The following is a 20,996-nucleotide window of genomic DNA, read 5'->3' as shown; positions in this document are numbered from 1 at the left end:
CTACCGGAAGGTGGGGATGGATCACCTCCTTTCTAAGGAGCTCATTTCGAGCAAAAACGATTTTTTCAAAGAGTCATGTCTCACACTCTTTGGTTTTCAGGGAACACTGGGAAAAGCCCCGCAGACCACGGTCTGCGGGGCTTTTTGTTTGCGACGGGTTGCCTTTTGAAACAAAAAGGAAAGATACCTCCTGAAACGGGGTATGCTAAAATGAAGAGATACTGGGAAAATGATTGGAAGACGAGGTGTTTCAAATGGTCAGGCGGGCAAGAAGAGGAAAAAAAGAACAAGAAGAACAGAAAAAAAAGTTATCCCCGCGTCAATATCATGTCACTCAGGAAAATGGAACCGAACCTCCTTTTCAAAATGAATACTGGAATCATGAAGAAGAAGGAATCTATGTGGATGTGGTTTCGGGCGAACCGCTTTTCAGTTCATTGGACAAATTTGATGCCGGATGCGGTTGGCCCAGTTTTACCAAGCCGATTCATGAAGATCAGATAGTGGAAAAGGAAGATTACAGTCACAACATGATCCGTACCGAAGTGAGAAGCCGGGAAGGAGATTCCCATTTGGGACATGTGTTTAATGACGGGCCGCTGCCGACAGGGCTTCGCTATTGCATCAACTCGGCAGCTTTAAGGTTTATCCCGAAAAAAGACTTGGAAAAAGAAGGTTATGGGGAATACCTGTCCCTGTTTGACAAAAAGGATTCATGACAAAGAAAAAAGCGTTTGCCGGTTCCGGCAAACGCTTTTTTTGTGACATTAAGATTGGGCCAGCAGTTTTTCCAATTCATCCAGTTTCTCTTCAAAAACGTTCAGGGCTTGTTGAATCGGTTCCGGTGAAGTCATGTCGACACCGGCTTTTTTCAATACTTCAATGGGATAGTCGGAACTTCCGGCTTTCAAGAAGGAAAGATAACGGGAGACGGCCGGTTTTCCTTCCCGCAGGATTTGCCCCGACAATGCCGCCGCGGCACTGAATCCGGTCGCATATTGGTAAACATAATAGTTGTAATAGAAGTGCGGGATGCGGGCCCATTCCAAACCGATTTCCTCATCGCTGATCATGTCGTTGCCGTGATATTTTTTGTTCAAATCATAGTACAACGAGGTGAGCAATTCCGGTGTCAGTGCTTCTTTTGCCTTCGCTTTTTGGTGAATGAGATGTTCAAATTCGGCAAACATGGTTTGGCGGAAAACCGTTGCCCGGAAGCCGTCGAGATAATGGTTCAAGAGATACAGACGCTTTTGTTTGTCGTCGGTTTGTTTGAGCAAATAATCATTGAGCAAGGCTTCATTGCAAGTCGATGCCACTTCCGCAACAAAAATGGAATAGTTGCCATAGACAAACGGTTGGTTTCTGTTGGTGTAATAACTGTGGAGGGAGTGCCCCAGTTCATGTACCAGTGTGAACAAGCTGTCAATGCTGTCCTGCCAGTTCATCAGGATGTAGGGGGCCGTTCCGTAAGCTCCTGAAGAATAGGCGCCGCTTCGTTTTCCTTTGTTCTCATAAACATCGATCCACCGATTGTCAAAAGCCTCTTTCAGGATGGATACATATTCCTCGCCCATGACACTTAACGCATCGAGCACAATTTTTTGTGCATCCGGGTAGGAAATTTTAAAAGAAGATTCTTCCACCAACGGGGTGTAAATGTCGTACATGTGCATTTCTTCCAAGCCCAGTGCTTTTTTGCGGATGCGCATATACCGGTGCAGCAAGGGCAAATTTTGGTTGACGGTATCCACCAATTGATCATAGACGGTTTCAGGTATGCTGTTCCGGCTTAAAGCGGCATGCCGTGCCGAATCATAGCCGCGGACTTCTGCATAAAAATTATTTTTCTTGATGGCCCCGCTTAAGGTGCTGGCAAAAGTGTTTTTATATTTGTCGTATGTGGAGTATACGGCATGAAACGCGTCTTTTCTGACGCGGCGGTCCGGGCTTTCCATCAATTTCGTGTACCGGCCGTGTGTCACTTTGACTTCTTCCCCGTTTTCATCCCGGATCGAGGGAAACTCCAAGTCTGCATTGTTCAGCATGCCGAAGGTGTTGGCGGAGGCCCCCAGGACTTCACCGGCTTGGGCTAGGAGTTTTTCTTCTTTTTCCGATAAAACATAGGGACGCTTTTTGTTTAACTCTTCCAGAGCGTGTTTGTATACCTGCAATTCTTCGTTTTCTTCCAAAAAACGCGTGATTTTCTCTTCGGGGATGGAAAGGATCTCCGGAGTGATGAAGGACAAGGCTCCGGAAACTTCCGTATACAAACTTTTTGCGCGGTCATTGAGGGCTTGATAAAAGGATTGGGTGGTGTCCTGATCAAACCGCATATGCGCATATGTATAAAGTTTGTCAAGTTTGTAGAGCAATTGATCCTGGAATTTCAGCGCTTTTAACAAATCCTCAGCAGACCGTCCGAGCTTCCCTTTGAACCGGCTGATCTCAGGGATCATTTGTTTGATGTTTTGATATTCTTCTTCCCATTTCTCATCGTTTTCAAAAATATCTTCAAGACGCCATTTATATTCATCCGGAATTTCTGAGCGAAGAGGAAGTTTGGATGAGGATTGGGTCATGATTATACCTCCTTAATCAGTTCTGTATTCTCCATTATACTACTCGGCCGGGGAATTCAGAAACCATTCCTTTTATTGGGTTGTGTATAATTTTTTTTATTAATTTGCATAATATTGGGGTGATCATCATGAAAGGGAGGTACAAGAAGTGAGCAATCTGGAGCGTTTCAGAAGCCGGAGAAATCTTTACAACCCGGTACATCCTTTGTCACAAATCCATTCGGAAATCAACCGCACATTTGAACGTTTTTTTGAAAATCCGATCTGGAATGAGTCGATGCCAAAAATGCCCGCCATCAACATGAAAGAGGAAGGGAACCAGTATGTCATCGAGGCGGAAATGCCCGGCCTCAGGGATGAAGATGTTGAAATAGAGGTGCACGGCGGACAATTAACGATCAAAGGGGAACGGAAACAAGAATCGAAAAAAGAAGGAGAGCACATGTATATTGAAGAGAGGAGTTATGGTTCGTTTTACCGGACCGTCACCCTTCCGCAGGATGCCAACTTGGATCATATCACAGCCGATTATGAAAACGGGCTTCTCATAATCACGATTCCGAAGGATCCGGAAAAAGAACCGAAGAGAATTAAAATCAACCGGAAACCTTCTTCATGATCGTGCGGGAAAAATGAAAAAAACCAACGGGGCCGTATGGGACACGGCCCTTTTTTTTGGAAAGAAGCCGGCACCGGGTTCCTCCTAATTTTTCCCGGATGGAGATGTGAGTAATCAGAGAAGGATGATCGCATACTATCACCAAATCCATTTCAATTTCAGGAAGGTGTAAGGATTATGCAAAATGTTGAAAACATGGAAAACGTTCTTTCCTACATTCATTCCGAGCTGAACCGCATTGAAACGATGGCGGGTACATTGGCCACAATTGAACAGGACCATTACCGGAAGCTGACGAATTTCGATCATCGCAAATTGGTGGATATTGCGGTCGAAGAACAGAATGCCGCCCGTCAGTTGGGAACGGTCAAGCAAATGTGCTTGTCGATGGCGCAAAAAATTGAAGAACTTCAAAATTCGTTGGGGCAGGGTGAAGCCAAGGAGCGTGTCCATCGTGCTGAAGTTCATTGAAAGGATGATCCGGTCCGCCATTGACCGGTCTGTCGATCAAGCGTTGACCAGGATGATCCGGGACCAATATACCGAGAATTTGTTTGAAATGGTGCCGGCCTCGAAAAAGGTGGGGGTGACCAACCTCATGGAAATCACCATGAGGGCCAATCAGGGCACACCCATCTCCCGACCCTTGGGAACCCCTGTTCCTATGTCCCCGTGGGAAAAAATCTTGTTCAATCCGGTTCACCTGTTCCGCTTTCCCACTCCGGAAAACGTCGGAATCAACACTTCGGTCACGATTGGACAGCGGGCCAAAAAACCATTGACGATTTCCATTCCGATCATGATTGCAGGCATGTCCTTCGGCGGTGCGTTAAGCAAAAAAACCAAAATTGCCCTCGCCAAAGCTGCCACCAAGGTGGGGACCGCGACCAATTCGGGGGAAGCGGGGCTCATGAAAGAGGAAAGGGAAGCGGCCGGTTTGTTTATCGGACAGTATAACCGGGGCGGATGGATGAACGATCCGAAAAAGTACAAAGCCTTGGATGCGATCGAGATTCAACTGGGGCAGGGGGCCCAAGGATCTGCTTCGCAGCGGACGGCCGCCCATAACATCGGCGAGGACTTCAGGGAAGTTTATGAGTTGCAACCCGGGGAAGATGCGGTGATCCATTCCCGGCTGCCCGGGGTCAATGGCAAGGAAGAGTTTGTCCAACTGGTCCGCAGACTGAAAGAGGAAACCGGGGTGCCGGTGGGACTGAAAATTGCTGCGACGCATCATCTTGAAAAAGAGTTGCAAATCGCCGTGGAAGCCGGAGTGGATTTTGTCACCGTTGACGGAGCCGAAGGCGGAACGCACGGGGGTGCACCCACTTTGCAGGATGATGTCGGATTGCCCACCCTCTTTGCCATTACAAGAGCATCCGAATTTCTTGCCCGAAAAAAGGTGAAACAGGATATTCAACTGATTGCCACAGGAGGATTGGTCACTCCCGGACGAATGCTGAAAGCCATCGCCTTGGGAGCCGATTGTGTGTATATCGGAACGGCGGCCTTGATGGCCTTGGCCAGCGAACAAATGGTCAAATCCGTACCCTTTGAACCTCCCACCAGCTTGTTGGTTTATTCGGGGAAAATGACCGACCAATTGGATGTGGACCAGGCGGCCATGAATCTGGTCCGTTATTTGAATGCTTGCGTGCGGGAAATGGAGCTCGTTTTGATATCGCTTGGAAAAACGGCTGTTGCCGATTTGACCAAATCGGATTTATGTACCATGGATCCTTTTATTGCCAAAGCAACGGGCATTGAGTTGGGCTATGTTGCCCCCGAAGACCAATCCCGCTTTTTTGAAGAAACCAACCCCTTGTTTTCCGTTCCACGGGACCGGGAGTTTGAAACCGGGCCGTTTGTCAGCCATTGAGAGATAAAAAATGCATCCCGGGGATACCGGCTTTTTCTGCCCCGGTCCCCGGGAAGAGGGACAAAAGCGGTTCGTTAAGGAAAAAGGAGCCGGCAAAGGCAATTGCTTCTTTTTTGGTGATTGTGTTATAATCACTTTGGCTATACTTATTGTAGATACATCTTGCGAGTGCAAAGAGTGGGTGGAAGCCCACTCTTTGCGTTTTGTTGCAGGTGTTTGAATTAGCCAAATAAGGAGGGTTGGCTTTGAGCCGACAAATTACAGAAGCCGTACAACAACTTGCCCGGCCGATTGTGGAAAAAGAAGGTTTGGAACTGGTCGATATCGAGTATAAAAAAGAAGGGCCAAATTGGTTTTTGCGCATTTTCATCGACCGGGAAGACGGGGGAGTTGATTTGGATGATTGCACCCGGATCAGTGAGATAGTGGGGGAAAAGCTGGACGAAGAAGACCCGGTGCCAGGGGCGTATATTCTGGAAGTGTCATCACCGGGTGCGGAAAGGCCGCTGACCAAGGAGAAGGATTTCCAAAAAGCTGTCGGTAAAAATGTATATATTACCACGTACGAACCCATTGAAGGCCAAAAAGTGTTTGAAGGGGTTTTGCACCAATTTGACGGTACCACCCTTACGGTCCATGAGAAGAAGAAGACATTTGAGATTCCACTCGAGAAGGTGGCCAAAGCACGATTAAGCGTCGTTTTTTAACGCGAAGGGAGGATTAGGCCGATGAATGCCGAGTTCATCGAGGCCCTTGATCAATTAGAAAAAGAAAAAGGGATCAGTAAAGATATTTTGATTGAAGCGATTGAAGCTGCATTGATATCTGGATATAAGCGCAACTTTCATTCTGCACAAAACGTACGGGTAGATGTGAACAGACAGACCGGACAGGTGCGTGTGTTTGCCCGCAAAACCGTCGTGGATGAGGTCGTCGACTCCCGCTTGGAAATTTCATTGGATGCGGCCCGGGAAATCGACCCCAACTATCAATTGGGCGATATTGTGGAGATCGAAGTCACGCCGGCAGACTTTGGCCGGATTGCGGCTCAAACGGCGAAGCAGGTGGTGACGCAACGCATCCGGGAAGCGGAACGGTCAGCCATTTACGAAGATTTTGTGGACCGGGAAGAAGACATTGTCACCGGGATTGTGCAAAGAGCCGACAACCGTTACTATTACGTGGACCTTGGCCGGGTGGAAGCCTTGCTGCCCCACAATGAAGTCATCGCCGGGGAGCGGTTCAGCCACGGGGATCGTGTGAAAGTTTACATAACCCGGGTGGAAAAATCGACGAAAGGTCCGCAGATTTTCTTGTCCCGCACCCATCCCGGATTGTTGAAAAGGTTGTTTGAATTGGAAGTTCCCGAAATTTATGATGGCGTTGTGGAAATTAAATCGATTGCCCGTGAAGCGGGTCAACGTTCCAAAATTGCCGTGGCTTCGCACAATCCGGATGTGGATCCGGTTGGAGCCTGTGTGGGTCATCGCGGCTCCCGCGTGCAAACGGTGGTCAATGAACTGCGCGGTGAAAAAATCGATATCGTCCGTTGGTCTGACCGCATGGATGAGTTGATTGCCAATGCGCTCAGCCCGTCCAAAGTGATTTCCGTCACCATTTATGAAGAAGAAAAAATGGCCCGGGTGATTGTTCCCGATCACCAATTGTCGCTGGCGATCGGAAAAGAAGGACAAAACGCACGGCTGGCTGCAAAGCTCACCAATTGGAAGATTGACATCAAAAGCGAATCGGAAGCCGAAGAATTGGAAGAAGAAGCTGAAGATGAAATCCTGGATGAAGTCGAAGTTCCGGATGAAGATGCTTTATTAAATACCGATGGCAGTGAAGAGACCGAATAATTTCTTCCAAGGGGAGGGTTTTTGGCATAAGATGAAACGGCGAAAGGTACCGATGCGTAAATGTGTGGCATCACAAGAAATGTTTCCGAAAAAGGAACTGATCCGGATCGTGAGAACGCCGGAAAATGAACTGGTCATCGACCCGACCGGAAAAAAATCCGGGCGCGGAGCGTATTTGTGCGCAAAAATGGAATATATCGATTTGGCACAAAAAAAGAAAGCTTTGGATCGCGCCCTCAAAGTGCAGGTTCCTTCCGAATTGTATGATCAACTTCGTGATTATGTAAGAGAGCATCAGGGAAATGAATAAGTTTTTGCAACTGCTGGGGCTTGCGATGAGGGCCGGAAAAGTCGTTTCCGGAGAGGAATGGGTGATCCGGGAAATTCGCTCGGGAAAAGCGCAGTTGGTGATCCTGGCCGAAGATGCGAAAAAAAACACGGAAAAAAAGGTCAGTGACAAATGTGATTCTTACAACGTTCCTTTGTTGCGATACGGTACCAGAAAAGAGCTGGGTAATGCGATTGGAAAAGAGACACGCGTGGTCATTGCAATTACGGACCGGGGGTTTGCCTGGTCATTCATGAAGCTCGGCAGTAAGTAACGGGGGTGAATGGATTTGGCGAAAATGCGTGTATATGAATACGCGAAAAAAGTGAATAAGAGTAGTAAAGAAATATTGCACAGTCTGAAAGACTTAGGCATTCAAGTGAGTAACCATATGAGTGTGTTGGATGAAGGAATGATACAAAAATTGGATCAACGTTTAAATCAACAAGAAAAACCTGCAAAAGATCAAGACCGTCCGCAAAGCGAAGAAAACAAGAAAGCACCGTCCAACGGAAATCATCGGAATAAACAAGAATCTTCCGCCCACAACAAAAAGCGTGCCTCTTCCGGACCAAACCGCAACAGCCAACGGAATCAGGCCGCCCGCGGGCAGGAAGAGCGCAAAGCAAACCATGAGACAAGCCAGCAGGAGAAGCGTCAACGCAAAGGAAAGAAAGGAAAGGCTTTCCAGAAAGGAAAAGACGGTGCCCGCCGGGACCATGTAAATCGGAAAGGAAAAGGCCGTCAAAAAGGTGAGAAAAAGAAAGAGGCCAAAGAAAAACAGGCTCCGGTACTGCCAAAGGAAATCACCGTTTCCGGTCCCATGACCGTTGGAGATTTTGCCAAGCTGTTGCGCAGGGAATCTTCCGCTGTCATTAAAAAATTGATCACGCTTGGAATCATGGCCACCATCAATCAGGAAATTGATGTGGAAACGATGGCCATCCTGGCAGAAGAATTTGACGTCACCATCCATGTCAAAGAAGAAGTGGATGAAAGCAACTTTGAAGAGATCGAAGAAACGGACGCACCGGAGGATTTGCTTGAACGCCCGCCGGTGGTTACGATCATGGGACACGTGGACCATGGAAAAACCACGCTGCTTGACAAAATCCGCCAAAGTAAAATCACGGAAGAAGAGGCCGGGGGAATCACACAACACATCGGTGCCTATCAGATCGAGGCCAATGACAAAAAAATCACCTTTTTGGATACGCCGGGGCATGCTGCATTCACCACCATGCGTGCACGGGGAGCCCAAGTGACGGATATCACGATTTTGGTGGTCGCCGCCGATGACGGAGTCATGCCGCAAACGGTCGAAGCCATCAACCATGCCAAAGCAGCCGATGTCCCGATTATTGTTGCCGTCAACAAGATGGATAAGCCCGAGGCAAATCCGGACCGGGTGAAACAACAATTGACCGAATACGGATTGGTTCCGGAAGAATGGGGCGGGGACACCATCTTTGTCCCGGTATCGGCCTTGACGGGAGACGGCATTGACGAATTGCTGGAAATGATTCTGTTGGTGGCCGAAGTTCAGGAACTGAAAGCCAATCCGGATAAACGCGCCCGCGGGGTGGTCATTGAGGCGGAACTGGACAAAGGCCGCGGAGCTGTCGCCACCGTGCTGGTGCAAAACGGTACGCTCCATGTCGGAGATCCGGTGGTGGCCGGAAATTACTTCGGGAAAATCCGTGCCATGATCAACGATCAAGGGCGTCGCGTCAAAACGGCACCGCCATCGACACCGGTCGAAATTTTGGGGCTTTCCGATGTGCCGAATGCCGGCGATGCGTTCATGGTGTTTGAGGATGAGAAAAAAGCGCGTTCCATCGCCGAGAGACGCCAGACGAGACAAAAAGAACAAGAACGCGGAGCCCATTCCCGCGTATCGCTGGATGATTTGTTCAAACAAATTAAAGAAGGCGAAGTCAAAGAATTAAATGTTATTATTAAAGCAGACGTCCATGGTTCTGCAGAAGCCATGAAACATTCGCTTGAAAAAATCGATGTCGAAGGCGCACGCGTAAAAATCATCCATGCGGCGGTCGGAGCCATCACGGAATCAGACATCATTTTGGCTTCTGCCTCCAATGCCATTGTGATCGGGTTTAATGTCCGTCCCGAACCCAATGCCCGGGAGATGGCCAAACAGGAGAAAGTGGACATCCGTTTGCACCGGGTCATTTATAAAGCGATTGAGGAAATCGAAGCGGCCATGAAAGGTCTCTTGGATCCTGAATATGAAGAGGTCATGGCAGGCATTGCCGAAGTCCGCCAAATCTTTAAAGTCTCCCGGATCGGAACCATTGCCGGTTGTTATGTCACCGAAGGAAAAGTGGTTCGTGACGGAAAAGCCCGGGTGATTCGTGACGGCGTCGTGATCCATGAAGGCGAAATTGACACACTGAAACGTTACAAAGATGATGCCAAAGAAGTGGCACAAGGGTATGAATGCGGGATTACCTTGCAAAACTATAATGACATCAAAGAAGGAGACCAAATCGAAGTTTACACCATCCAGGAAGTGGAGCGGAAGTAACGTGCACATCGGTGTACTGGAGTTTAAGGGGCGGGTGATCGCCTCTTTCTCCCTCAAAGACAAACGCAGGGTGATTCAAAGCGTCCAGGCAAAAATCAGGAACCGGTTTAACCTTTCCATTGCAGAAGTGGCGGATCAAGACGATCGTCAGTTTGTTTCTCTTGCAGTCGTCGGGGTCGGAAGCAACCGGATGGTGGTGGAAAAAGAACTGGAACAAGCCCTTCGGCTGCTTGAACAAACGGATGGTTTGGAGATCATTGCGGCAGATATCACATTTTAGGTTGACGAGGAGGTTTGGTCCGTGGCACGGATACGTATCAGTCGTGTGGGCGAACAGATCAAGAAGGAGTTAAGCCAACTTATCCAGCAAGAGTTAAAAGATCCCCGCATCGGATTTGTGACGGTGACCGGCGTCGAAATGAGCGGAGATCTGCAAATTGCCAAAGTATACATCAGCGTGATGGGAAACGAGGAGCAAAAACAAGAAACTTTGGCCGGACTGGAAAAAGCCAAAGGATACCTTCGTTCTGAAATCGGGCATCGTGTTTCGTTGCGTCATGTCCCCGAACTCATTTTTTCGATTGATCAATCCCTTGATTACAGTGAAAACATTGAACGTCTGCTGCGGGATGTTCATGCACGGGAGAATGAGGAACAATGAGCCGTTTTGATGAGCTGCTTGCTTTTTTGGAAAAGGCCGACCAAATTTTGGTGGTATCCCATCTTCACCCGGATGGGGATGCGATCAGTTCCACCTTGGCGATGGGTTATCTGTTAAAACAATCCGGCAAGCAAGTGACGATGGTCAACGAAAACCCGGTTCCCCGGAAATTTTCTTTTCTGCCCGGAGTGGAAGAGATTCAGCCGGTGGAACAAGTTTCCGGCACCTTTCAATATGTGATTGCTTTGGATTGCGCCGACAAAGAGCGGATGGGCGCCTGCCGTTTCCTGATCCGGGATGATGCGGTGATTGTCAACCTGGACCATCATGCGACCAATGACCGGTTTGGGGATATCAACATTGTGGTTCCGGAAGCGGCGGCAACCGTGGAAATCATTTTTGATTGGGCGGAAGAAAACCATTTCCCCATTGGTGAACCGCTGGCGGCATGCCTTTACACCGGTTTGTTGACGGACACGGGGGGATTCCGCTATTCCAACACTTCCCCGAAAGTGTTGAGACAAGCTGCAAGGTTGGTGGAGACCGGCATCGAAGCGCACAAAATTGCCGACCGGGCTTTGGAAACCGTGACCATGGAACAGTTAAAATTGCTGCAAGGCGCTTTATCCACCTTGCAAAAATCAGACGACGGACTCATTGCCTGGATGTTTTTAAGCAAAGAGGAAATGGAAAAAGTGGCGGTTTCGCACGAAGCTTTGGATGGCATCGTCAATTATGCGCGGAATATTTACGGGGTGGATGTCGGCATTTTGTACCGGGAAGAGAATGACGGAACCGTCAAAGTCAGTTTCCGTTCCAGAGAACAGGTCGATGTGGGCCAGGTGGCCAAGGCATTTGGCGGAGGCGGCCATGCCCGTGCGGCGGGATGCAGCATGCGCGGGACGCTTCGCGAAGTCCACGAGCGCGTGTTCAAAGCAGTTCAGTCCAGATTGAAGCAGGAGTGTGAAGTGTAAATGGGATGCCATGGGATTTTGCCCGTTTTTAAACCGAAAAACTATACATCCCATGATATCGTCGCCATCGTCCGCCGCTTGACAAAGCAAAAAAAGGCTGGTCATACAGGCACGCTGGATCCGGAAGTGGAAGGCGTGCTCCCTGTTTGTTTGGGACAAGCCACCCGGTTGGTGGAATATTTGCAGGACCGCCCCAAACGTTATCAAGGAACCTTGAAATTGGGGATTGCCACCGAAACGGAAGATCAGACCGGCGCCGTCATCGCGCAGGCCGAACGGGTGGAACCGGTGGAGCCGGCACAAGTGGAGGAGGTTTTCTCCCGGTTTGTCGGGGAAATAACGCAGGTTCCGCCCATGTATTCGGCCGTGAAAGTGAACGGACGCCGTTTATATGAATGGGCCCGCGAAGGAAAGGAGATCGACCGGCCGAAAAGGAAGGTCCACATTTATGAATTGAAACAGACGGGCATGACGCCGGGGGAATATCCGGAAATCCATTTTGAAGTTCTTTGTTCCAAAGGGACTTATATCCGCACCTTGTGTGTGGATATCGGAAAAGCTTTGGGGTATCCGGCGCATATGGCTTCTCTGGTGCGGGTGCAAAGCGGTCCGTTTCATCTGGAGGATTGTTACACGCTGGATGAGTTGAAGCAAATCGGGGAACAAGAGGCTTGGGAAAAGCATGTCATCCGGTTGGATGAGGGGATTTCGTTCATGCCCGGCATGATGGTGAATCATGAAGATCTTCGAAAAGTTTATGATGGTTGGAAAATAGAGATTCCTGTTGATGATCAATTGTTCAATGAGAATCAACTGGTTCGCGTGTATACGGATGCCGGTGTTTTCTGCGCCGTGTACCGGGTGATTGAAAAGGGCTTGGCGAAACCAGAAAAAGTATTTCGGGATGTGGAGTAGATGGAAACGATACATTTAACCTATCCGATGATCGATCAACCAACCGATCAGGAACCGATTTCATTGGCGATTGGTTTTTTTGACGGTGTCCACTTGGGGCATCAAGCCGTGATCCGAAAGGCGATGGATTTGGCCCGGGAACTGAAGGCGGTTCCGGCGGTCATGACTTTTGATCCGCATCCACGGGAAGTGTTGGGGCAAGAGGCGATTCACCGTTATCTGACCCCGTTTCCGGACAAATTGGAGCAGTTTGCCCGTTTGGGGGTCAGGAAAGTTTATGTTGTCCGGTTTGACCGGAATTTCGCCTCTTTGTCAAAAGAAGAATTTGTGACCGACATTTTATTGCAGCTTGGTGTCAAAGGCGTGGTGACAGGGTACAATTTTACGTTTGGACACAAAGCGGAGGGGAAAGCAGAAGATCTGACCGAACTGGGAAAAGGGCATTTCGTCACCGAAATCGTCTCTTTGATCCAACAGGATCAGGGAGTGATCAGCAGCACCAGATTGCGGCGGGCGTTGGCCGAAGGGGATGTCAAAACCGCCCGGGACATCCTGGGGCGCCCGTATTCGTTGGAAGGAGAGGTGGTCCAGGGAGATCAACGGGGGAGGTTGATGGGGTTTCCCACGGCCAATCTGGACCTGAAGGCCCCGTATTTTGTTCCCGCCCGCGGCGTCTATGTGGTCAAAGCAACCATGGATGAGGTTTCTTCCTTTGGCATCATGAATATCGGAGTGCGTCCCACTTTTCGAAGCGATCAACCGAGTGAAAGACTGGAAGTGCACCTGCTCGGGCAATCCGGCAACTATTACGGCAAGAAATGCAGAGTGGAGTTTTATCATTTCTTGCGCGAAGAGAAAAGGTTTCCGAGCGTGGAGGCGTTGATTCAGCAGATTGAAAAAGACCGGCAAGAAGCAGAGCAGTGGTTGAAGTTATTTGCACAATAAGGCTTGTTGTACTCATCTTTTTCTTATGGTATACTGATTCGGTAAACAACCCTGGCTCGGATCACCGATGCCTCGACGGTGTTCTGGGTTATGGGCGATTGATCAAAAGGAGGATTTATCTATGGCATTAACCAATGAACGCAAAAGAGAAATCATCAATGAATTTAAAACACACGATAATGACACGGGTTCCCCCGAAGTGCAAATCGCGATTTTGACTCATCGGATCAATGAGTTAAACGAGCACTTAAAAGATCATAAAAAAGATCATCATTCTCGCCGTGGTCTTTTGAAAATGGTTGGTCAACGCCGGAACTTGTTGAACTACTTGAAGAAGAAGGACATTGTTCGTTATCGTGAACTGATCAAAAAACTCGGATTGCGTCGATAAGAAAAGCGGGGCGGCATGCCCCGCTTTTTTATCATCTCATCTTTTAAAAGAGAAGTGGAAGGAACATACTGTAAATGTGGAGAAGTATGCTATATTTGTGTTTTTGAGAGGAGGAAATGATTGAAGATGGAACCACAAACATTTGAGACAGATCTGGCTGGACGAAAATTAAAACTGGAAATCGGAAAATATGCCAATCAAGCCAATGGTGCGGTGATGGTGCGATATGGAGACACTTCGGTGCTGGCCACCGCGGTTGCATCCAAGGAGCCGAAAGACACGGACTTTTTTCCGCTGACGGTAAACTATGAAGAACGTTTGTATGCGGTCGGGAAAATCCCGGGAGGCTTTATCAAGCGTGAAGGTCGCCCGAGCGACAAAGCCATTTTGGCTTCCAGGCTCATTGACCGTCCCATTCGCCCGCTGTTTGATGAAGGGTTTCGCAATGAAGTACAAGTTGTGACCACCGTCATGTCGGTGGATCAGGATTGTTCTTCGGAAATTGCCGCCATGATCGGCGCATCCGTGGCACTTTCCATTTCGGACATTCCTTTCAAAGGTCCCATCGGAGGCGTGGTGGTTGGCCGGGTTGACGGTCAATTGGTCATTAATCCGACGGTGGAACAAATGGAAAAATCCGATCTGCATCTGGTGGTGGCCGGTACGAAACACGGGGTGAACATGGTGGAAGCCGGTTCGGATGAAGTGCCGGAAGAAACGATGCTGGAAGCGATTTTGTTCGGCCACGAAGTGATCAAGGAGCTGGTGGCTTTTCAGGAACAGATCGTGGAAAAAGTGGGACTGCCCAAAATGGAACCCGAGCTGCATCAGATTGATCCAGAATTGGAAAAACGCGTTCGGGAACTGGCAACCGATTCTTTGATCCAAGCCGTTCAGGTCATTGACAAACAAGAGCGCCAGGATGCGATCGATCAGGTGAAGGAAGAAGTCTTGGCACAGATGGCCGAAGAACTGACGGAAGAAGAATGGGCCGAGCAAGAAAAAGACATGAATACCGTCCTGGATCAAATCGTGAAAGAAGAAGTGCGCCGGTTGATTTTGGAAGAGGGCAAACGTCCGGATGGACGGGCTGTCGATGAAATCCGCCCGCTTTCCAGCGAAATTGACGTTCTGCCACGGACACACGGTTCCGGGTTGTTCAGACGCGGACAAACCCAGGTGTTAAGCGTTTGTACGTTGGGGGCACTCGGCGATGTGCAAATCCTGGATGGTTTGGATTTGGAGGAATCCAAACGCTTTATGCATCACTATAATTTCCCTCCGTTCAGCGTTGGTGAAGCAAGACCGATCCGGTCACCGGGACGCCGGGAAATCGGACATGGGGCTTTGGGGGAAAGAGCACTCGAACCGGTGATTCCTTCCGAAGATGTTTTCCCGTACACCATCCGATTGGTTTCCGAAGTGCTTGAGTCCAACGGTTCCACTTCGCAAGCGAGTATCTGCGCGTCGACGCTTGCCTTGATGAATGCGGGGGTTCCAATCAAAGCACCCGTGGCAGGCATCGCGATGGGGCTGGTCAAAGAAGAGGATAACGTTGTCGTGTTAACCGATATTCAAGGCATGGAAGACCATCTTGGAGATATGGACTTTAAAGTGGCCGGTACACGAAAAGGGGTTACCGCCCTTCAAATGGATATCAAAATCGAAGACATCGACCGGAACATTCTCCAAAGAGCATTGGAACAAGCGCGGAATGCGAGAATGGTGATCCTGGACAACATGGAAGCCACCATCAAGGAACCGCGAAAACAATTGTCCCCATATGCTCCGAAGATTACCACCTTGCGGATTCATCCGGATAAAATCCGTGATGTGATCGGACCGAGCGGACGGGTCATTAATAAAATCATCGAAGAAACCGGAGTCAAAATCGATATCGAACAAGATGGCCGCATTTACATCGCTTCTCCGGAAACAGAACAAAACGAACGGGCGAAAAAAATCATCGAAGATCTGGTCCGTGAAGTGGTGGTCGGCGAAACGTATCTCGGAACGGTCAAACGGATTGAAAAATACGGAGCATTTGTCGAAATCATTCCGGGCAAAGAAGGACTTGTTCATATCTCTCAACTGGATTTAAACCGGGTCGGAAAAGTCAGCGACGTGGTGAAAGTCGGAGACTCGATCATGGTAAAAGTGACGGAGATTGATGATCAAGGCCGAATTAATTTGTCCCGCAAAGCTGTGTTAAAAGATGAAGCAGCGAAGAAAAAAGAAAAAATTTAAAGGAAGAGGCAAAGGAAAAGAGTCAGAGCGAATCTGCCTCTTTTTTATATTTATATGACGGTCATAGGGAGTTGTCCGGGAGCATATGGTAGGAAGGAAAGGAGGCGGCAAACATTGTTTCCGGTTCGCATGGCGACACTGTTCTTATCGATTTGTTTTATTGTTTTGCTGGTCCAACTTCCCACCATTGAAGCTTATGTGACGGCCGTGAAGAGCGGAGAGGAGGTATCGGTGCTCTCTTCCGGCTTCAAAACGGACTCCCCGCTTGTCGAGAAAATCAAAAAAGAGGCGCCGAAATATCAGATTGCCCCCATCGATGCGCGGATCGATCCGGTCTGGAAAGCTATTCCGGGGCTGAACGGGCGAAGAGTCAACCTGGAAGCAACGATCGAAAGCACCCTCAAGCATAAAGACAAGCACCGGATTCATTGGGTTTATCAGGAAATTCCCCCGAAAATACAACTGAAAGATCTGGGGCAGGCACCAGTTTACCGGGGGAACGAAAAAAAACCGGCGGCCGCGCTGATGGTGAATGTGGCCTGGGGAACGGAATACATACCGGAAATGCTCAAGATTTTCAAACGGGAGAAGGTGAAAGCGACCTTTTTTTTGGACGGTTCCTGGCTGAAAAAGAATCCCGGATTGGCCAGACAGTTGGTGAAAGAAGGGCATGAAGTGGGAAATCATGCCTATTCCCACCCTTTAATGAGCCGGATCGGCACCGGGCAAATCGAAGCCGAGATCGGGAAGACGGAGTCTTTGATCCAAGAAACCTTACAGGTCAAAAGCAAGTGGTTTGCCCCGCCGGCCGGCGATTATGACAATCGCGTATTAAAAATAGCCGAACAATTTAAAATGAAAACCATATTATGGACATTGGATACCGTCGATTGGAAAAAGTCCGTTTCGCCGGCTATGATGGTGAACAAGGTGGAGAAAGGGATTGCACCCGGCACCTTGTTGTTGACCCATCCGACGGACCGGACGGTCAAAGCGTTGCCGGGGATGATCCGTGCAGGGAAGGACAAGGGCTTGAAGTGGATGACGGTCAGCGAAATGCTCTCTTCAAAACGGGTGGATTCCATTGAGCAATAATTTATGATTTGATATAGTAGTGTTGCTTTTTTGTAGTTTATCAGAGAATTAAGGAGGATCTTATTTGATCGTTAAACATACGCTGGAGAATGGTGTTCGGTTGGTTGCTGAAAAAATTCCCCACGTCCGTTCGGTCGCTTTGGGGATTTGGGTGGGAACCGGTTCTGAAAATGAAACGCTTGCCAATAACGGGATTTCCCATTTTATCGAACACATGATGTTTAAAGGAACCAAAACACGCACCGCGAAAGAGGTGGCGGAAGCCTTTGACGCAATCGGCGGGCACGTGAATGCCTTCACCTCCAAAGAGATCACTTGTTATTATGCCAAAGTGCTGGATGAACATTTTTTAACGGCACTGGATGTATTATCGGATATGTTTTTTGAATCGGTGTTTGATGAAGGCGAGATCGAAAAAGAGAAAAAAGTGGTCTTGGAGGAAATTTACATGGTGGAAGACACGCCGGATGACCTGGTCCATGACATGCTTTCCGAAGTGTCGTCGGGAGGGCACCCCTTGGGATACCCTGTGTTGGGCAATGCCGAAACCGTGACCAGTTTCCGCCGGGAGGATTTGTTCCGGTACAAAAATCAATTTTATGTCCCTTCCAATGTCGTGGTGGCCATCGCCGGCAATTTGCCGGATGATTACAAGGAAAGGGTCGAGGAAGCTTTTTCCGGCCATCAGGGCGGGATGCCGGTGCGAAGCAGGGAGGTTCCGGTTTTTACGCCGGATGTCAAAGTGAAACAAAAAGAAACCGAACAAACCCATTTATGTATTGGGTTGCCGGGACTGGCCGTCGGTGATGATGATTTTTACACATTGGTTTTGTTGAATAATGTGCTTGGCGGCAACATGAGTTCCCGTTTGTTCCAGGAAATCCGCGAAGAGCGCGGGCTTGCCTATTCGGTGTTTTCTTATCATTCCGCCCATCGCGACACCGGCCTTTTTGCCATCTACGCCGGAACGAAACACGGGCAGGAAAATGAAGTGGTGGAATACATTTATCAAATTTTGGATGATCTCAAAACCAAAGGATTGACGACGGACGAATTGCACAAAGCCAAAGAGCAATTGAAAGGGAGCTTAATGCTCGGACTGGAGAGCACCAACAACCGCATGAGCCGGTTGGGTCGCAATGAATTGTTGTTAAACCGTCAATTTACTTTGGATGAAATCATCAAAAAGGTGGATAAGATCACTTTGGATGGCGTGAATCGTCTGGCACGGAAAATTTTCTCCTCGCCCATGTCGTTGGCGCTGATTTCGCCGGACGGAAAAATCCCTTCCAGTTTTAGGAGGAACTCCATTGCATAATGTCAAAGTTTTTCATATGCCAGGAAACGAAGATCTGCCTCTTCCAGTAAAAATGTCGACGGGTTCCAGTGGTTTTGACCTCCATGCCGCAGTGAAGGATCCAGTGGAAATCAAACCGGGCCGGTGGAAGTTGATTCCTTCCGGAATTGCCTTGTCGATGCCGGCAGGGCTGGAGGCCCAAGTGCGTCCGAGAAGCGGTCTTGCTTTAAAACACGGAATCACCGTGCTCAACACACCAGGGACGATCGATGCGGATTACCGTGGAGAAATCGGGGTGATTTTGCTGAACCTGGGTGAACGCCCTTTTCGGGTTCAGCGGGGAGACCGTATTGCGCAGTTGGTGTTTATGCAAGTACCTGCGGTTTCCCTCAAGGTTACGGATTCGTTGGATGAAACGGAACGTGGGTCTGGAGGCTTTGGCCATACGGGTAAATAGGAGAGGTGATCTTCATGTCCGAGCGGCATCGGATCAGAAGGTTACAGGAGGAAATGGAACATCTCCGCAAGGAATTGTACCAGTTGGTGAACGGTGAACCCGAGCGATTGATGGATGCCCGTGTTTTGCCCTTATCCGAGCAATTGGATGTACTGATTTTGGAAATGCAAAGGATCCGATTGGAACATCGTTAAATAAAGAGGATGAATGCCAAATCCCGAAAGTCCGGCTAAACCTGCCGGGCTTTTTGTTTTTTATAAAAGAGTTGACTGAATCATATGAATAAAGGGAGAGAAAAAATGAAAAGCCGGGGGAGGGAAGGATGTTGCGCTGGAGTGAACTGGCGGAAAAGGAATGCATCGATTTGGTGGGAGGAGAACGTTTGGGGGATTTGTTGCATGCAGACATGTCGTTTGATCCGCTAACCGGAAAAATCCATGCTATCTTGGTGCCGACGGAATCTTCCTGGTTTAAAAAGAAGCACAGATTTATGGAATTGACGTGGAGCATGATCCGGAAAGTCGGGCCGGAAATGCTGATCGTGGATTCGTTGGACCGGAGATCTTCCAAAAAACAATTTTGACAGAAGGGAACCGAATTTTATTTTTTTCATATGATGCAAATAGATGTGGTAAGGATTCTTCCGGGGAAAGGAGTGAAGAAAATGCTGACAGGCAAACACGTTGTCTTCCTCGGTGGAGATGCACGGCAATTAGAGGTGATTAAAAGCTGTACAGAGATGGGAGCCCGGGTTTCGTTGGTCGGATTTGACAATTTGCAAAGTCCGGTCAGCGGGGCTTCATTAAAGGAGCTTTCGTCCGATGTGTTACAGACGGCGGATGTTTTGGTGCTCCCGATCATTGGAACCGATGAAAAAGGGCAAATCAGCAGTGTTTTTACTTCCAAAAAATTGTTTTTGACCCCGGAGGTGTTTCAATCACTTCCAAAACATTGCCTCGTTTTTGCCGGGATGGCCAAGGAGTATTTGCGAAAGTTGTGCCAAGATTTCGGGATTCAACTTTTTGAACTCTTAAACCGGGATGATGTGGCCATTTATAACTCCATCCCGACGGTGGAAGGCGCACTCATGATGGCCATCCAACACACCGACATCACCATTCACGGTTCCGAAAGCATTGTGCTGGGCATGGGAAGATGCGGCTTGTCGCTGGCCCGTGTGCTTCATGCGATCGGAGCCCGGGTGAAAGTCGGGGTAAGAAGTTCCGAGCATAAAGCCCGCGCATTTGAAATGGGGATTCAGGCGTTTGATACATCCGAATTAAAAGACCATGTGAAAAATGCGGATTTGATTTTTAACACCGTTCCGGCTTTGATCATTGATTCAGCCGTTTTAGCCAACGTGCCGCATGATGTGGTCATCATTGATCTGGCATCCAAACCGGGAGGCGTGGATTATCCGTTTGCTGAAAAAAGGGGAATCAAAGCCATATTGGCACCCAGTCTGCCGGGAATCGTGGCTCCGAAAACAGCCGGACAAATTTTGGCGCGGACCATCACCCGGATCATGAAAAATGAGTTATTCAGGGAGGGAACCGTTCAGTGAATTTTCAAAACCTGACGATCGGCTTCGGCATGACGGGATCCCACTGTACGCATGATGAAGTGCTTCCGCAAATGAAAAGATTGGTGGAACTGGGGGCAAACGTGATTCCGGTGATTTCCCACACGGTGGCGACGGTGGACAGCCGGTTCGGCACCGCGGAAGAGTGGAAGAAAAAAATTAAAGAAATCACCGGCCGGACCCCGTTGATGACCATACCGGAAGTGGAACCGTTCGGTCCTGAAAAAAGTTTGGATTGTTATGTGATTGCTCCCTGCACCGGCAATTCCCTGGCCAAACTTGCCAATGCGTTGACAGACAGCCCGGTTTTGATGGCGGCAAAAGCGCAAATGCGCAATCACCGTCCGGTGGTGGTGGCCATTTCCACGAACGACGCCCTCGGCTTAAATGCCGTCAACCTGGCAAAACTGCTGGCAGCCAAAGACATTTATTTTGTTCCGTTCGGCCAGGATGCCCCCGAAAAAAAACCCAAGTCCATGGTCGCGCGCATGGAATTGATCCCGGAAACTTGTCTGGCCGCCATCGAAGGGAAACAGTTGCAACCATTAATAGTTGAAAAATACCGCGACTTGACTTCATAATAGAAAAGAGCTCGGATAGATGATACATTCGTCCCC

At 48.8% G+C, this 20,996-nt stretch carries 23 protein-coding genes and 1 pseudogene; 23 read left to right on the top strand and 1 reads right to left on the bottom strand.

Annotated features, from left to right (window positions below; all coding sequences use genetic code 11):
• Positions 1–284: 284 nt before the first annotated feature.
• Positions 285–719 (top strand): annotated as a pseudogene (msrB, locus tag I8U21_RS12960) (peptide-methionine (R)-S-oxide reductase MsrB); the annotation flags it as partial.
• 48 nt (positions 720–767) lie between these two features.
• Here msrB and pepF read toward each other — a convergent pair.
• Entirely contained in the window at positions 768–2,582 is a 1,815-nt protein-coding gene (gene pepF, locus I8U21_RS12955; RefSeq protein ID WP_181733031.1) for an oligoendopeptidase F, read from the bottom strand.
• A gap of 148 nt (positions 2,583–2,730) precedes the next feature.
• Here pepF and I8U21_RS12950 point away from each other — a divergent pair, with 148 nt between their 5' ends.
• From I8U21_RS12950 to I8U21_RS12845, 22 genes are all read left to right on the top strand, one after another.
• Positions 2,731–3,201 (top strand): Hsp20/alpha crystallin family protein, encoded by a 471-nt coding sequence (locus I8U21_RS12950; protein ID WP_062843312.1) that lies wholly within the window; start codon positions 2,731–2,733, stop codon positions 3,199–3,201.
• Positions 3,202–3,378: 177 nt separating this feature from the next.
• Entirely contained in the window at positions 3,379–3,672 is a 294-nt protein-coding gene (locus I8U21_RS12945; protein ID WP_037996415.1) for a hypothetical protein, read from the top strand.
• On the top strand, positions 3,656–5,080 hold the full coding sequence (locus I8U21_RS12940; protein ID WP_121874389.1) for an FMN-binding glutamate synthase family protein: 1,425 nt from the start codon (positions 3,656–3,658) through the stop codon (positions 5,078–5,080). Before I8U21_RS12945 ends, I8U21_RS12940 begins: the two co-directional genes overlap by 17 nt.
• A 245-nt stretch (positions 5,081–5,325) precedes the next feature.
• The gene (gene rimP / locus I8U21_RS12935; RefSeq protein ID WP_049720218.1) at positions 5,326–5,787 is read left to right on the top strand and encodes a ribosome maturation factor RimP; all 462 of its coding nucleotides are present in this window, start codon (positions 5,326–5,328) and stop codon (positions 5,785–5,787) included.
• Between the two features lie 21 nt (positions 5,788–5,808).
• On the top strand, positions 5,809–6,939 hold the full coding sequence (gene nusA, locus I8U21_RS12930) for a transcription termination factor NusA (protein WP_181733030.1): 1,131 nt from the start codon (positions 5,809–5,811) through the stop codon (positions 6,937–6,939).
• Between the two features lie 31 nt (positions 6,940–6,970).
• Positions 6,971–7,249, top strand: coding sequence for an RNase P modulator RnpM (rnpM, locus tag I8U21_RS12925; RefSeq protein WP_181733029.1), 279 nt, complete (start codon positions 6,971–6,973; stop codon positions 7,247–7,249).
• Entirely contained in the window at positions 7,242–7,541 is a 300-nt protein-coding gene (locus I8U21_RS12920; RefSeq protein ID WP_181733028.1) for a YlxQ family RNA-binding protein, read from the top strand. Before rnpM ends, I8U21_RS12920 begins: the two co-directional genes overlap by 8 nt.
• Before the next feature lie 15 nt (positions 7,542–7,556).
• Positions 7,557–9,815, top strand: a complete 2,259-nt coding sequence (gene infB, locus I8U21_RS12915) for a translation initiation factor IF-2 (RefSeq protein ID WP_232334049.1) — start codon at positions 7,557–7,559, stop codon at positions 9,813–9,815.
• 1 nt (position 9,816) lies between these two features.
• Positions 9,817–10,095 carry a DUF503 domain-containing protein gene (locus I8U21_RS12910; protein ID WP_049720217.1) on the top strand — a complete coding sequence of 93 codons (279 nt, stop codon included), beginning with the start codon at positions 9,817–9,819 and terminating at the stop codon, positions 10,093–10,095.
• A 21-nt stretch (positions 10,096–10,116) separates the two neighbouring features.
• The gene (gene rbfA, locus I8U21_RS12905) at positions 10,117–10,476 is read left to right on the top strand and encodes a 30S ribosome-binding factor RbfA (RefSeq protein ID WP_181733026.1); all 360 of its coding nucleotides are present in this window, start codon (positions 10,117–10,119) and stop codon (positions 10,474–10,476) included.
• Positions 10,473–11,450 carry a DHH family phosphoesterase gene (locus I8U21_RS12900; protein WP_181733025.1) on the top strand — a complete coding sequence of 326 codons (978 nt, stop codon included), beginning with the start codon at positions 10,473–10,475 and terminating at the stop codon, positions 11,448–11,450. Before rbfA ends, I8U21_RS12900 begins: the two co-directional genes overlap by 4 nt.
• A complete protein-coding gene (gene truB / locus I8U21_RS12895) occupies positions 11,451–12,365 on the top strand; it encodes a tRNA pseudouridine(55) synthase TruB (protein WP_181733024.1) in 915 nt (304 codons plus the stop codon).
• A complete protein-coding gene (locus tag I8U21_RS12890; protein WP_198054041.1) occupies positions 12,366–13,310 on the top strand; it encodes a bifunctional riboflavin kinase/FAD synthetase in 945 nt (314 codons plus the stop codon).
• 121 nt (positions 13,311–13,431) lie between these two features.
• On the top strand, positions 13,432–13,701 hold the full coding sequence (rpsO, locus tag I8U21_RS12885; RefSeq protein ID WP_037996435.1) for a 30S ribosomal protein S15: 270 nt from the start codon (positions 13,432–13,434) through the stop codon (positions 13,699–13,701).
• Positions 13,702–13,827: 126 nt separating this feature from the next.
• Positions 13,828–15,948, top strand: coding sequence for a polyribonucleotide nucleotidyltransferase (gene pnp, locus I8U21_RS12880; RefSeq protein ID WP_370527092.1), 2,121 nt, complete (start codon positions 13,828–13,830; stop codon positions 15,946–15,948).
• Positions 15,949–16,062: 114 nt separating this feature from the next.
• Positions 16,063–17,043, top strand: a complete 981-nt coding sequence (locus I8U21_RS12875; RefSeq protein WP_232334051.1) for a polysaccharide deacetylase family protein — start codon at positions 16,063–16,065, stop codon at positions 17,041–17,043.
• 64 nt (positions 17,044–17,107) lie between these two features.
• On the top strand, positions 17,108–18,361 hold the full coding sequence (locus I8U21_RS12870; protein WP_181733021.1) for a M16 family metallopeptidase: 1,254 nt from the start codon (positions 17,108–17,110) through the stop codon (positions 18,359–18,361).
• Positions 18,354–18,797, top strand: coding sequence for a dUTP diphosphatase (dut, locus tag I8U21_RS12865; RefSeq protein ID WP_181733020.1), 444 nt, complete (start codon positions 18,354–18,356; stop codon positions 18,795–18,797). Before I8U21_RS12870 ends, dut begins: the two co-directional genes overlap by 8 nt.
• Positions 18,798–18,811: 14 nt before the next feature.
• A complete protein-coding gene (locus I8U21_RS12860; RefSeq protein ID WP_037996443.1) occupies positions 18,812–18,991 on the top strand; it encodes an aspartyl-phosphate phosphatase Spo0E family protein in 180 nt (59 codons plus the stop codon).
• A 131-nt stretch (positions 18,992–19,122) separates the two neighbouring features.
• On the top strand, positions 19,123–19,380 hold the full coding sequence (locus I8U21_RS12855; RefSeq protein ID WP_181733033.1) for a YlmC/YmxH family sporulation protein: 258 nt from the start codon (positions 19,123–19,125) through the stop codon (positions 19,378–19,380).
• Between the two features lie 81 nt (positions 19,381–19,461).
• Positions 19,462–20,361 (top strand): dipicolinate synthase subunit DpsA, encoded by a 900-nt coding sequence (dpsA, locus tag I8U21_RS12850; protein ID WP_181733019.1) that lies wholly within the window; start codon positions 19,462–19,464, stop codon positions 20,359–20,361.
• A complete protein-coding gene (locus I8U21_RS12845) occupies positions 20,358–20,960 on the top strand; it encodes a dipicolinate synthase subunit B (RefSeq protein WP_181733018.1) in 603 nt (200 codons plus the stop codon). Before dpsA ends, I8U21_RS12845 begins: the two co-directional genes overlap by 4 nt.
• Positions 20,961–20,996: the final 36 nt, after the last annotated feature.

The organism is Thermoactinomyces sp. CICC 23799 (assembly GCF_016055145.1).
Taxonomy (GTDB): domain Bacteria; phylum Bacillota; class Bacilli; order Thermoactinomycetales; family Thermoactinomycetaceae; genus Thermoactinomyces; species Thermoactinomyces intermedius.
The sequence above is the reverse complement of the archived record's forward strand: the minus strand, read 5'-3'. Positions and strand labels throughout refer to the sequence as shown.

What these genes read in the sequence shown, in the direction of transcription:
- pepF (WP_181733031.1), bottom strand. Translation starts at nt 2,582, where the DNA reads ATGACCCAATCCTCATCCAAACTTCCTCTTCGCTCAGAAATTCCGGAT.
- I8U21_RS12945 (WP_037996415.1), top strand. Translation starts at nt 3,379, where the DNA reads ATGCAAAATGTTGAAAACATGGAAAACGTTCTTTCCTACATTCATTCC.
- nusA (WP_181733030.1), top strand. Translation starts at nt 5,809, where the DNA reads ATGAATGCCGAGTTCATCGAGGCCCTTGATCAATTAGAAAAAGAAAAA.
- rnpM (WP_181733029.1), top strand. Translation starts at nt 6,971, where the DNA reads ATGAAACGGCGAAAGGTACCGATGCGTAAATGTGTGGCATCACAAGAA.
- I8U21_RS12920 (WP_181733028.1), top strand. Translation starts at nt 7,242, where the DNA reads ATGAATAAGTTTTTGCAACTGCTGGGGCTTGCGATGAGGGCCGGAAAA.
- I8U21_RS12900 (WP_181733025.1), top strand. Translation starts at nt 10,473, where the DNA reads ATGAGCCGTTTTGATGAGCTGCTTGCTTTTTTGGAAAAGGCCGACCAA.
- truB (WP_181733024.1), top strand. Translation starts at nt 11,451, where the DNA reads ATGGGATGCCATGGGATTTTGCCCGTTTTTAAACCGAAAAACTATACA.
- I8U21_RS12890 (WP_198054041.1), top strand. Translation starts at nt 12,366, where the DNA reads ATGGAAACGATACATTTAACCTATCCGATGATCGATCAACCAACCGAT.
- rpsO (WP_037996435.1), top strand. Translation starts at nt 13,432, where the DNA reads ATGGCATTAACCAATGAACGCAAAAGAGAAATCATCAATGAATTTAAA.
- pnp (WP_370527092.1), top strand. Translation starts at nt 13,828, where the DNA reads ATGGAACCACAAACATTTGAGACAGATCTGGCTGGACGAAAATTAAAA.
- I8U21_RS12860 (WP_037996443.1), top strand. Translation starts at nt 18,812, where the DNA reads ATGTCCGAGCGGCATCGGATCAGAAGGTTACAGGAGGAAATGGAACAT.
- dpsA (WP_181733019.1), top strand. Translation starts at nt 19,462, where the DNA reads ATGCTGACAGGCAAACACGTTGTCTTCCTCGGTGGAGATGCACGGCAA.